Source organism: Clostridium sp. AM34-9AC (assembly GCF_003480225.1).
GTDB classification, from domain to species: Bacteria; Bacillota; Clostridia; order Lachnospirales; family Lachnospiraceae; genus Acetatifactor; species Acetatifactor acetigignens.
Genome location: NZ_QUIU01000002.1, coordinates 183,680 through 196,792, shown reverse-complemented (window position 1 = coordinate 196,792; position 13,113 = coordinate 183,680). Strand labels below are relative to the sequence as shown.

General features: G+C 50.0%; 10 protein-coding genes. 3 read left to right on the top strand and 7 right to left on the bottom strand.

Translation table 11 applies throughout. The features are described from left to right. Positions 1 to 154 precede the first annotated feature (154 nt). On the top strand, positions 155 to 1,165 hold the full coding sequence (asnA, locus tag DW835_RS01975) for an aspartate--ammonia ligase (protein WP_117464834.1): 1,011 nt from the start codon (positions 155 to 157) through the stop codon (positions 1,163 to 1,165). Positions 1,166 to 1,231: 66 nt separating this feature from the next. Here the strand turns inward: asnA and DW835_RS01970 are convergent, their stop codons facing one another. Both DW835_RS01970 and DW835_RS01965 read right to left on the bottom strand, forming a co-directional pair. Next, the gene (locus DW835_RS01970) at positions 1,232 to 3,193 is read right to left on the bottom strand and encodes a hypothetical protein (RefSeq protein ID WP_118730585.1); all 1,962 of its coding nucleotides are present in this window, start codon (positions 3,191 to 3,193) and stop codon (positions 1,232 to 1,234) included. After that, the gene (locus DW835_RS01965; RefSeq protein ID WP_182430201.1) at positions 3,190 to 4,299 is read right to left on the bottom strand and encodes an acyltransferase; all 1,110 of its coding nucleotides are present in this window, start codon (positions 4,297 to 4,299) and stop codon (positions 3,190 to 3,192) included. Before DW835_RS01965 ends, DW835_RS01970 begins: the two co-directional genes overlap by 4 nt. A 304-nt stretch (positions 4,300 to 4,603) precedes the next feature. Between DW835_RS01965 and DW835_RS01960 the strand changes: the two genes are divergently transcribed. Beyond that, the gene (locus DW835_RS01960; protein WP_118504373.1) at positions 4,604 to 6,661 is read left to right on the top strand and encodes a methyl-accepting chemotaxis protein; all 2,058 of its coding nucleotides are present in this window, start codon (positions 4,604 to 4,606) and stop codon (positions 6,659 to 6,661) included. Positions 6,662 to 6,753: 92 nt separating this feature from the next. After that, entirely contained in the window at positions 6,754 to 7,689 is a 936-nt protein-coding gene (arcC, locus tag DW835_RS01955; RefSeq protein ID WP_118504372.1) for a carbamate kinase, read from the top strand. A gap of 107 nt (positions 7,690 to 7,796) precedes the next feature. Here arcC and DW835_RS18590 read toward each other — a convergent pair whose 3' ends face one another. From DW835_RS18590 to DW835_RS01930, 5 genes are all read right to left on the bottom strand, one after another. After that, on the bottom strand, positions 7,797 to 7,931 hold the full coding sequence (locus DW835_RS18590; protein ID WP_118730584.1) for a hypothetical protein: 135 nt from the start codon (positions 7,929 to 7,931) through the stop codon (positions 7,797 to 7,799). Continuing rightward, on the bottom strand, positions 7,912 to 8,163 hold the full coding sequence (locus DW835_RS01945) for a hybrid sensor histidine kinase/response regulator (protein ID WP_022311788.1): 252 nt from the start codon (positions 8,161 to 8,163) through the stop codon (positions 7,912 to 7,914). Before DW835_RS01945 ends, DW835_RS18590 begins: the two co-directional genes overlap by 20 nt. Positions 8,164 to 8,269: 106 nt before the next feature. Beyond that, positions 8,270 to 8,632: a GNAT family N-acetyltransferase gene (locus tag DW835_RS01940; protein ID WP_147353692.1), complete on the bottom strand. Its 363-nt coding sequence runs from the start codon at positions 8,630 to 8,632 to the stop codon at positions 8,270 to 8,272. Between the two features lie 150 nt (positions 8,633 to 8,782). Then, positions 8,783 to 9,004: a hypothetical protein gene (locus DW835_RS17870; protein ID WP_118730582.1), complete on the bottom strand. Its 222-nt coding sequence runs from the start codon at positions 9,002 to 9,004 to the stop codon at positions 8,783 to 8,785. A 27-nt stretch (positions 9,005 to 9,031) separates the two neighbouring features. Beyond that, positions 9,032 to 13,066: a UvrD-helicase domain-containing protein gene (locus DW835_RS01930; RefSeq protein ID WP_118730581.1), complete on the bottom strand. Its 4,035-nt coding sequence runs from the start codon at positions 13,064 to 13,066 to the stop codon at positions 9,032 to 9,034. Positions 13,067 to 13,113: the final 47 nt, after the last annotated feature.

Genomic DNA, 13,113 nt, shown 5'->3' with positions numbered 1-13,113 from the left:
TGTTCTTGTGTATATTCAAGTTAGCACATATGTTCGATTTTTGCAAGTGGTTATTTTTTCCGAAAAAAGGCTTGCAAAATCATGCGTTTCGCAGTTAAATAATATAGGAGTATTTTGTAACACAAGCCGCCCGGCGGCAGAATGAGAGGTCAGTATGTCAGATATTGTCATACCTAAAAATTATAAGTCTCAGCTGAACCTGTACGAGACACAGGTTGCCATTAAGACAGTGAAGGACTTTTTCCAGGGATTGTTAGCAGAGCGTCTGCACCTGCTGCGTGTATCTGCTCCCTTATTTGTGGATCCTACATCCGGACTGAACGATAATCTGAACGGTGTGGAGCGTCCCGTGAATTTCCATATTGCAGCACAGGGAGACCGTGAAGCAGAGATCGTACAGTCTCTGGCCAAATGGAAGCGTTATGCCTTGCAGAAATACGGTTTTCAGCCCGGCGAAGGTCTCTACACCGATATGAGTGCCATCCGTCAGGATGAGGAGACCGACAACATCCATTCCATCTATGTGGATCAGTGGGACTGGGAAAAGATCATCACGAAGGAAGAGCGGAATCTGGAGACTCTGAAAGAGACCGTCCGCACCGTATACAAGGTTCTTCGCAAGACCGAGAAGTATATGTCCATCCATTACGACTACATCGAAGAAATCCTTCCTCATGACATCTTCTTTGTAACTACCAGTGAGCTGGCAGAGATGTTCCCCGACTACTCCCCGAAGGAGCGGGAATACTACATTGCCAAGGCAAAAGGCGCTGTCTGCATCATGCAGATCGGTGAGACCTTAGAGAATGGCAAGCCTCACGATGGCCGTGCACCGGACTACGATGACTGGTCGCTGAATGCCGATATCGTGGTATATTATCCGGTTCTGGACATTGCTCTGGAGCTGTCCAGCATGGGTATCCGTGTAGACAAGAAGGCTCTGTTAGACCAGCTACAGAAGGCTGGCTGCCCCGAGCGTGCCGAACTTCCTTACCACAAGGCAGTCATTAACGGTGAGCTTCCTCTTACCATCGGCGGTGGTATCGGTCAGTCCCGTATCTGTATGTTCTTCTTAAGAAAAGCTCATATCGGCGAAGTACAGTGTTCCCTGTGGTCCGATGAAGTGATGGAGACTGCAAAAGAGAACGGCTTACAGTTGTTATAAGACATTTCCATTCAGACTTCAAAATCCCCGGAAGATGAAAATCTCCCGGGGATCTGTTTTCTGTTTTTATTCAAAAATCACAAATTTCTCATTTTCAAAGGTTTTCTCGTATCCATATGCATCCATGAACTCACCGATCAACAAAAGCTTGGCATTATCCACGATGAGACTCCGTTCTCTTTCCGTGGGCTGTAATGCTTCCAGGGCATCCTCTCCCGCTTCCAGATACACAGCATATTTTTTCTCTAACAGTATCACCGGACGGTAAGTCGCATCCGCGTCCATCCGCTCCTGCATCTTATGCATATCCTCTTCCAGCTGTGCGATCTGATAGGAATCCAGATCCGGCCAGGGATTGAACGCTGCAGGCATCTGTAAATAATAAGACAGCGCCGGGATCTGTCCGTAGATCAGTACATCTCTTCCGGCAAGTCCCCGTTCATTCACATACTCTGAGATCCCCTGCATCCATCCGGCCCGTTCCTCGCTCATCCACACACCTTTTAATGTCTCATTATTCGTCACCTGCGCATCGATGTCCTGTATGCCGGTACCTTCGGCAAATGCAAAGTTTCTGCCGAACAGTCCTACCTGGACAAAGAACAACAGAAAGAAAGCGCCCAGGAGACATTTTACCGGCATAGCAGATATGGTGATCCGCTTCCACCGAAAGCTGCCAACATATTTGCAGAACCTGTAGAACTGCCAGTACATATAGGGCAATGCCAGAAACAGATTGTTCATGCTGGGGTATAGCTTGTTGTTACTGCCCAGGGAAGTGATCCATACGATCAGGAAGATCAGTCCGCTGATCAGCTTTTCTTCCTTCGGCGCGGAGGGCGTAAAGATCCGCCACAGGGTCACCAGCAGAGTCAATGTCAAAAACGTCACTCCGGGCCAGATAATGGCACCGTAATTCGTATATTCTCTGGCACAGAAGCCCTGGCGGTACAGCCAGAACACCATCACAGCCGCCAGTGCGATACTTCCCGCCCATTCCAGGATCCGCAGAACCTTTGTTACTGTATCTTTTCTCACGTAGGAGCCGATGAGTTCCAATACTCCCACAGCGACAATCCCCACTACAAGGAACACGCACATCCGGATCTCCCAGTACAGATTCTGAAAATACCAGTCGAACATGCCCATGATCATGGATGCCGCCGTATAGTCCGTTGCCACCTCCGTCATGGAAAACAGTCGCAGAATGCCCTTCACATATTCATCCATGCCGTAGCGGATCTGGATATAACCGAATAATACCAGCAGTGCCGTCAGATACCCCGCCAGACACATGCCGGTATCCTGTAATAATTTCTTACGGAGTTTCACCCCCGCTGCCTTTTTCCGCGCTTTTATTTTTTCCGCAGTTTCTGTCGTCTCCCCAGCCTGACCGAGACTCTTTCCAATCTCTTTGCGCGCTTCCAGCCAGCAGATGATTCCGTAAGCCCACACGCCCACGATCATGGCCGCCTCCGGCAGATTGGAGAATCGGGACAGCACATTACAGCCCAGCGCTACTCCGGCGGCAAACAGCCACCCCTTTTTCCCCCGGGCAAGGCCAAGATACAGACAGACCACCGATACCAGATAGAACACGTAGGTCACATAATTGTAAAAAGAGCCCGTGGGGCACCAGCAGAAGCTCACCGCCGTAAATTCTCCCAGGAATACCAGAAGTGCCGGGATCTTCAGTACTTTCGTGCAGAAATAATACCCAAGCACCGCCAGCAGACTGATACTCAGTCCGGTATAAAAGTTCATGCCGATCAAAGTCCCGGCCCCGGGCAGCAAACTGAAAAAATGTCCGATGGCTGTGGTCAGATAGGTGGAAAACAGCCACATGGGATCCATATGCTGCGTCCCCATATATTCAAAGTTCGCATAGCCGTAACCGGTATCCCACAGATCCAGTCCCCAGGCAATATGCCGCAGAGGATACAGCACCAGGATTGCCACGAATACAAATTCCCAGAGACGTCTCTGACTGTCAATACCCGCTTTTTTATTTTTTATTATCTCTGTCACTCCATTACCTCTCTTTTGAACATAGTATCTACGTCCCGTATTTTCTCTGTCAGACTGCGATAGGGACGGATATGCAGGAATATCTTATGCAGTCCGTCGCAGATAGCTTTCCGCACAAAATCCACCAGAATTCCCAGTACAAATACTACCACAACAACAAGTACCGTCCACAACAGCAACGGCAGTACACCGTCGATTTGCTCCACACCAAGCCACTTCTGCCAGGCATAGCGCACACCCAGATTTTCATGCAGCAGATACACTCCCAGCGTATAGGGCGCGATCCTCACCGCCACACTGCCGATCTTTCCCTGTATGCTGCTGTCCAAAAACAGGCAGAACAGCCCCAGTGAAGCCAGAAACGGGAAAATATGGTTATACTCATACGGAATCTTCAGGATCAGCTCCAGACTGCCTGTTTTCAAATAAAACAGGTGCAAAAGCATGGCTTCTCCAAAGGTTCCGAAGATACCGATCAGATACAACAATAATGCCCGGGATTTTTTCTGTAAAAACGGGATTCCAAATCGGCGCAGGTAAGCCGCCGCGCAGAATACACACAGATACCAGAGACAATCATAGCCTTTACCGTCTTCTTCCAGCCGGAAGGGCAGCACAGATTTTAACAGGCAGAAGGTGACAAACAGCAATACTAATGCCACCTGAAACTGCTGCTTCGTCATCCGCCGCAGTCCCATTCCCACAAAGGGGAGCAATATATATAAGAAAAGATACGCTGTCAGGAACCAGTAATGTCCCATAGTCACCGGGAACAACAGGGTCAGATAATAGTGAGTGCTGACTTCCGCCGCGGGAACGATCCCAGTCACCACCGCCAGCACACCGATGCCCACAGAATACAGCCACAGCTGCAGCCACAGTGTAAGCAGCCTGCTCAGTTTAAAAGAGCTTTCGCATAAAAAGTATCCGCTGATCATCATATACACATTCACAGCTACAATGCAGCATGCTTCCAACAGCCAGGCTACCATATCCTGCACCGATAAAGGCGCCGTCAGATCCGGCAACAGTCCTCCCTTGCCCAGATAGTGCAGCACCACGACCATCATCATTGCCACACAGCGCAGTACTTCCAGATTTGCCATACGTTCTTTTTTCTGCATATCGATTCCCGTTTCCTTCCTGCCATTGCTTCGTGCTACGCACTACCACAATTCTACCCAAGGTCTTTCACCCACTTATGAGCAAGCTCATGTGGGCTTAGACCTTTTGACCCTGGTATCATTATATTACTTTGTAACATATTATGTAAAGCAAAAGCGATTCCGCCCAGATTCTGCCTGATAAAGATGTTAATTTAGGAAATCGTTTTCATATTGATGTAGATATTTGTGTAAAACTTTGGTAAAATGCATCTATCAATACTAATCTGCATCGGAGGTGTCTGTTTTGACAAAAAATACCAAGAAAAACCCTATTCCTCTCTGGAAGCGGATACGCTTTAAGCTGATCTTCGCTTTTCTGATCCCTGTGGTCTTCATCATTGTCTTAGGCTTCGTATCCTATCAGAAGGCTACCACTCAGATCATTGCAACCTACCGTGACTCCGTAGACCAGACCGTCAGCATGATGAATCAGTACCTGACGCTTTCTTTTGACACGGTCCAGTCCAACTACAAGGGATATATGAATGAGGATACCCTGAAGCAGTATCTGAACGGTCTGTATGATAACGATGCCACTACCTTGTACAATACTCCAAACACCTATGAAGACACCTTTATCAAAGCCGTGACCACGGATGCCCTGCTCTCCAATATTTACGTGCTCTCCGACAAAGAGCGGACGATCTCTACCACGAAAACGAAGGAGACCGGTCTCTTAAGTGCGTACCTGGAAAGCTCCCAGGGGCAGATTTTATCTGCGGACAGGGCAAAATATTACCTTTTCGGCAACCAGTCCGAGGTCGATGCAAAGCTTGGCACGGATTCCTCCAAATACAGTGTCCGCCTCGCCAGATATTTCTCCAACGCTCCGGCGATCCTGATCATTGATTTCAAACCGAGTGTCCTGGATACCTCCTTATCCTCCCTGGATGGCGGTGAGGGCAGTCTCGTAGGCTTTGTCACCTGCGATGGCAACGAATACCTCTCCTCCCGGTCCGATACAGCGGCAGAAAATACGTTTGTCGGCAAATCCTATGTAGATGAAGCATTTGCCTCTGAGGAAGACAACGGCTCCTCCTATGTGGAAGAGGCAGGCGAAGAATATCTTTTTCTCTATTCCAAGATCGGTGCCCGTAATGCCATGATCTGTGCCCTGATCCCTCAGGCAAATATCATCGGTCAGACAGCGGAGATTAAAAATGTATCTCTGATCCTTGTCGTTGCAGCAAGTGCCGTGGCGATCCTACTGGGGTCTCTGCTGGCCGGACAGTATGGCGGCTCCATCTACTATTTTATCCGCCGGCTGAAAAAAGTCTCTGACGGAGATCTGACGATCGAAGTCCACTCCAAGCGCAATGACGAATTCCAGCTATTAGCTGATGGCATCTGTGATATGATCGCACACATGAAGAAGCTGGTATCCGGGCTGAAGGATGTCAATGAAGAATTATCCCGGGCTGCCACCGATATGTCTGCGGCTTCCTCACATTTCCTGGCGACCTCCCAGGATATCCAGAATCAGGTAGGTGAAATGCGCCAGGGTATCGAAAAACTGGATGAAAGCTCTGAGGACTGCCTGCAGCAGATGGACTCTCTGTCCGACACCATCGGCAGCGTATCCTCACATTCTGACCAGATCAGTGCGCTTGCCACCGGCACCACCGCTGCGATCCATACCGGTATCGAATCCGTGGAACATCTGAAGGAGAACACCTCTTCCACCATGCTGATCACCTCCAACATCGTAGATACCATCGGCAGGCTGAACGAGAAATCCAAAGCCATCGGCTCCATCACTGAAGCCATTAATGAGATTGCAGAGCAGACCAACCTCCTGTCCCTTAACGCTTCCATTGAAGCTGCCAGAGCCGGCGAATCCGGAAGAGGCTTCGCAGTGGTCGCTCAGGAGATCCAGAAGCTGGCGGATCAGTCCCTGCACTCCTCCGGTGAGATCTCCAGGATCATCGAAGAGATTGAGATTACCACTGACGAAGCTACGCAGGTTGCCAGACAGGCCGAGGGCATTGTAGCGGATCAGAACCAGTCCGTTGGCAGTACCACAGACTCCTTCCGTGAGATAGATTCCAAGGTAACAGAGCTTCTGAAATTCCTGCAGCAGATCAATGCAGGCGTGTCGGAAATGGAACACCAGCGCACCACTACCCTGTCCGCCATCTCCGGTATCTCCGCAGTATCCGCAGAAACTGCTGCCGGGTCCTCCAATGTACAGACTGCTGCCGAAAAACAGCTGCAGGCTATTCAGGATCTGGACAAAGCCACCTCCGCACTGGCAGCCCGCTCAGAAGAACTGACTACGATTCTGGAAGGTTTCATTGTATAGAAATGGCTATACACCCTGGAGAAAATATGTTATACTGATAACATCTTTTGACGAAGAAATTCTTAGGAAAATACATATAGAGAGGTAATCTTATGAGCAAAAAAAGAGTTGTCGTATCTCTGGGACACGATGCCCTGGGTTATACCACCACAGAACAATGGGATGCAGTAAAAGTAACCGCGAAAGCACTTGCCGATCTCGTGGAGGCTGATTATCAGCTGACGATCACCCACAGTAACGGTCCGCAGGTCAGCATGATCCATAAGGCCATGACCGAGTTACGCCGTGTGTACATCGACTATACCCCCGCACCTATGTGTGTCTGCTCTGCTATGAGCCAGGGTTATGTAGGCTATGATATCCAGAACTCTCTTCGTGCAGAGCTTTTGGATCGCGGCATTTCCAAGCCGGTCAGCACTATCCTCACCCAGGTGACCGTAGATCCTTATGATGAGGCTTTCTATGAGCCCACCAAGGTCATCGGTCGTTACATGTCCAAGGAAGACGCTGAGATTGAAATAAAGAAGGGCAACTATGTCAAAGAAGATCCCGGAAAGGGCTTCCGCCGTGTCGTTGCTGCCCCCAAGCCTATCGATATCGTAGAGATCGAAGCCATCCGTGCGCTGGCAGCCGCAGATCAGGTAGTCATCGCCTGTGGCGGCGGCGGAATCCCCGTGATCGAGCAGAAGCATGCTCTGAAGGGTGCCTCCGCTGTGATTGAGAAGGATGCCATTGCAGGTAAGCTTGCTTCCGATTTAAGCTGTGATGAGCTGATCATCCTGACCAGTGTTCCCTGCGTTTATAAAAATTACAGCAAAGAGGATCAGACTGCATTGGAGACTCTCACCGTTGCGGAAGCCAAGACACTGATGGCAGAAGGTCAGTTCGAGGAAGGCACCATGCTTCCCAAGATCGAGGCAGCCATTGCTTATCTGGAAAAGGTTCCAGCAGGAAAGGTCCTGATCACTTCCATGGATCACGTCAAGGATGCCATCAGGGGCAAGGCCGGCACCGTGATCACCGCTTAATTTTATATCGTAAGCAGTTAAGGCAACATAAAAGGAGATATCCGCCACGGATACCTCCTTTTTACATGTCATGATTCTAATATCTCTGGGTTCTATATCTCTGATCTCTATGCCTCTTTTCCGGTCAGATGGTTCGACAGGATATTATACAATGTCTTCGGGTTGATGGGCTTGGACAGGTGATAGTTCATTCCGGCCTCCAGCGTCTTTTTCTTCTCCTCTTCAAAAGCATCCGCTGTCATGGCAATGATAGGTACCGTTTGCAATCTCCACCACACATCCGGCTTTTTCCAGGATCAGCTGGGCCACATAAATGTTGATCTCGTTATCTTCCACCAGTAAAATTCTGGCATCCATCAGATTCTCCGTGATGTTTTCCTCGGAACGCTCCTGGGAGAACGGATCGTACAGGTGCGGCAGGAACTCCGGACTCATTCCGATACCGTTATCCCTCACACGAAACCGGATTTCCACCTTGTCATCCTACTTCATTTCTACACCACAGATACAATACCAACATTTTCTTTTTCGTTCTGCATACCATGCCATACTTAACTTATACTCTCCCTCTAAATAACTGCTATCTCTGTATAGATGTACTTCTGTAATAAACATTCCTAGGCCAGCCATCTACAACAAACTGATCGGCAAATTTATAGCCTGTACTCTCTATGCTACATACAGACGGAGTATTATTAGGATGAGCACAACACCAAATAGTATCATAACCCATCTGTCTAGCTTCTCTTATAGTAGCATCCATGAATCTCTTCTGTATACCATTACCTCTATATTCCATATCAACCACAACGAATTCATGACACATAATTTTATTGCCAGGAATTTCCATCCAATCAGTAATAGGCTTAGAGAAGAACAAACCACCTTCAAATGCAAAGCTTGCTGCAATAAGCTTATCTTTATTATATGATGCCAGGGTCAAAAGGTCTAAGCCCACATGAGCTTGCTCATAGGTGGGTGAAAGACCTTAGGACCCGCCCCGATATGAGCATAAAAGTGGGATGATAATCCCACGATATGCGAATATTGGGTAGGATTGTGGGAGTGCGTAGCACGGAACAATCCGTAGGCATCAAAGTCGGGGGCTTTTGACCCCGACATCATTATATACGCCTAATAAGATATAATCACCCTCCAAACATTCCTGTATAGTTCTTTCATCTGTAGGATAATAATATTCATCATGCAGCAAAGTCTTATTAACTTCATCCTGTAATTTAATAACAGGTTTCAAGTCTCTTTTTGGTTTCTTTATCTCAATCCTTCTTATTGATAAATCAAAATATTGACTCATATGAAACCTCCATTTACTCCGGCTTTTTTACTCGTATTTTTCCAGATAGAAGGAATACAGGATCCTCTCCTTCACGGGCAGCTGCATCAGCTTCGTCAGTGCCTCCTCATAGTATTGGATCTGGACGCTGTAGCGGTTCCAGAGGGCTTGCAGGGAATCGATCACATCGGTCTTGTAGTCCAGCAGGACGATCTCTCCGTTTTCTATAAAGAAGACATCGATGATACCCTGAATGAGAACCTTTTCCCCTTCAGGAAGGTCCTGATCCAGGCGCTTCGCATCAATGCCCAGCACGAAGGGCTGCTCTCTGTACAAAAGGCCCTGTTCGAAAGCTCTCCACATGCGGTAGGCCAGCTCCTGTTCCAGAAAATGCCGGATTTTGGGAAGGCTTACGGCCTGCGCATACTCCTCTGTCAGTCGTAGGGAAGCTGTCTCCCGCTGCAGGAATTCCTTCAGACGTACCTGTAACCGGTCCGTATCCAGGCCCTGACGGTATTCCTCATAAGTCCCAGGGCATCCGGCAAATAGTCCGGATTCCATAAACAGATAAGAAAAGTCCAACAGTTCCATGGTCCGGTGGAACGCGTTACCGCGGACGGCTCCGCTGACCTTTTCCTGTTCTCTGCGGAAAGCCGGGATATAAGGCACCACTTCTTTTTCTTCGAAGGTATGAAATGCCGCTTCATCCTTCTCCGCCATGGCCGCAATCTTCAGTTCCGATACCGTGGTCTTGGTATAGAGCTTCTGCAGGCCGGGATACGGATAGGCATAGGCAAATCGCTCCCGCAGTTTCGCAAGCTTTCGTTCGTTCTCCTCCGGGTCCCCAGGCAAAGGAGTCTCGCCGTCCGTCACACGCTGCAACAGTTCCCTGCGGTCTCCCATGCGCAGTTGTTCCCTGATCTCCTCTGCCACCAGGTCTTCTGTTCCCAGCGTTGTTACTGCAATTCCTGTCTTAGGCAGGATCGGCAGCAGAAAATCCATATAGCTCCCCGCCTCACAGAAATCCAGATAGGTCAGCTTCTCCTGTCCTGTCATCCGGGACAGCTCCCATTTTTCCTCCGCCTTATCCAACACCGCTGTCAGGATCAGTTTTTCTCTGGCACGGGTCAGTGCCACGTAAAGCACACGCAGTTCCTCCGCCAGATTGTCCTCCTTCATTTTCGCTGACAGAACGGCCCGGCGGAGGGTCTTATTTTTAATGCGGCGGCCGGAATCCACATAGTCCACCGCTACTCCCAGATCCATATCCACGATCAGGGACTGGTTCGCATCCTGCATGTTGAAACGCTTCGACAGCCCGGAGACAAATACCACGGGGAATTCCAGACCTTTACTCTTGTGGATGCTCATGATCCGCACCACATCGGCATTTTCGTCCAGGGTATCCGCCTCACCGTAATCCACATCGTATTTTTCCAACTGTTCCATATAACGGATGAAATGGAACAGTCCAAAATAACTGGTCTTCTCAAAAGCAGAAGCCTTCGTCAGCAGCATCTCCACGTTGGCCCGGCGCTTGCTGCCAGCAGGAAGTGCCGTCACATAGTTCAGATAATCGTAATCGTCCAGGATCCGCTGCAGCAGGTCGCGGATGGAGGTGAAGGGAGTCAGATCACGGTAATGATCAATACGTTGTAAGAAAGTATCTGCCTTTTGGGAAAGTTCTGTCTCCGGTTCCATGTCCTCCGGTACTGTTGCAGCTTCCAATGCGCGCTGCCAGTACTGTCCAGCCCCGGCGGTTTCTTCCCCGGCGCTTTCTTCCCCGGTGCTTTCGCCCGCTGATGCCTCTTCTCCCGCTTCCGCCATCCGTCCACTCTGCGCCACTTCTTTCAATGCCTCATACAGTGTCATTCTCTTCCGGGAATGCCCTTTGCTTCCGCTGCGGATCCGGGCGATTTCTTCCTGGGTAAAGCCTCCGAAGATCGACTGCATCACGCCGAACAGCGGAATATCCTGTCTCGGGTTGTCCAGCACTCGTAAAAACTGCAGCAGTTCCTGTACTTCCAGGGCCCCGAAATATCCGGTCTTGGATGTAATGTAGACAGGGATTCCCTGCTGTTCCAGTACTTTCTTGAATTCCTCATCCCAGCCACTGGTGGTACGAAGCAAAATCACCATATCCGAGTACCGCACCGGGCGCAATTCTCCCGTAGCCTTCTCCATGACTTTCAAACTGCCCTTCAGCTGCTTGATACATGCCGCAATAGCCAGTGCTTCCAGCTGTCTTACGTTGTCATAGTCCACGGGACCTCTTGCCCCGTCGGGACGCTGTTCTCCGCTGCCGCCTTCCGCACCATCCCCCTTCTCCGGCTTACGGATCAGTAATAGTTCACTGCCGTATGCAGGATCCTCTGTGGCGGGATATGTGGCCCCGGGATACAATGCTGCCTTATCATCATAGGCAATGCCGCCGATCTCCCGGCTCATGATGCGGGAAAACACATCGTTTACCGCATCCACCACCTGCACACGGCTTCGGAAGTTCTTCGCCAGGTCGATCCGGCACAGATCCCCACTCTCCTGATAGGTGTCGTATTTTTCCAGGAAAAGTTCCGGTCTAGCCAGACGGAATTTATAAATACTCTGCTTCACATCACCTACCATGAAGCGGTTATAATGTCCCTCCGCTTCCCCGGAGATGGCACTTAACAGATATTCCTGTACCAGATTACTGTCCTGGTATTCGTCAATGAGGATCTCCTGAAAATACTGGCGATACTCCAATGCCACGTCACTTGGCACAATGTCATATTTCACACCGGTGCTATCCATTCCTGTATCACCGGTCTCTTCCAATTTTTCCCGTTTTAGCAGGATCTGTAACGCATAGTGCTCCATGTCGGAAAAGTCGATCAGATGTCGCTCCTGTTTGGCCGCAAGAAGCCTTCTATCGAATTCCAGCACCAGGTTAAGCAGCATCCGGAGCGGCTCCCTGCAGGCTTTTCCCTGTTCCACCACCAGTTCCAGCGGTGTCTTAAAATAACTCTCTTCCAGACCGCCCAGCGTATCTTTTACACTGTTCCGAATAGATTTCGCCAGTTCCCGTTTTGCAGGATCCACACTGTCATCCTTTTTGGATGGCAGGCGGCCAAACGTCACTGCCGGTACTTTCGCAGCCTGTTCTTCCAGATCCTTACAGTCTGCCAGTCGCTCCAGTTGTTCGATCTCCGTCTCGGTCAGTTCGCCATACATATACGGACCGTCCGGCAGCTCACACAGCTTTTTCACTTCCACCAGTTTTTCCAGACACCCTTGCAGGACACGGCTCACACGCTCTGCCAGATATTGTCCGTAATCACTGTGCAGCAGGGCATCCAGATCTCCCGCCGCATAATCGTTTTTACGCTCTTCCAGCCATTCTGCGGGCCAGGGAAAACTTCCGGCATAGCGGGACAGGTTCAGGATATGCTGTTCCAGCACGCTCTCTCTGCCGCCGGGGCAGAAATATTCCACACAGGCGTGGAAACGTTCCCGTGCCTCCCGGGATGGGTCCCCGCTGTCACGTTTTCCCGGAACCTCTTCCGCAAAATCATTGCCTGACGCTTCCTCCGGTATCATCGCTCCGCTGTCACGGTTTTCCCGGGACGTCGGAACATCATCCGGAACAAATTTCCCCGCATAGGCATCCTCCAGCAGCTGTCCCAGCACCTCCTGCTGCAACAGCTTGATCTCACCCTCGTCTGCCACACGGAAATCCGGATCCAGACCGATCTCATTAAAATGATTCCGGATCAGGAACAGGCTGAAGCTGTCGATCGTGGTGATCTGGGCATTGTGTAACAGGGCGGACTGCTTCTGGATATGGTCGTTCCCCGGATCCTCTTCCAGTCTGGCGGCGATCCCGGCTGCGATACGCTCCCGCATCTCCGCAGCCGCCGCATTGGTGAAAGTCACGATCAACAGGCGGTCAATGTCCGCCGGATGCTCCCCCTCACAGATCATACGGATGATACGCTCTACCAGTACCGCCGTCTTACCGCTTCCCGCGGCCGCCGATACCAGAATGTTGCTGTTATGCAGTTCGATTACCTTTTGCTGTTCCGGGGTAAAATTCATTCCCATACGCTACCTCTGTTCCTGTTTCTTTTCTCCTGTTGCCATCCTGTTCC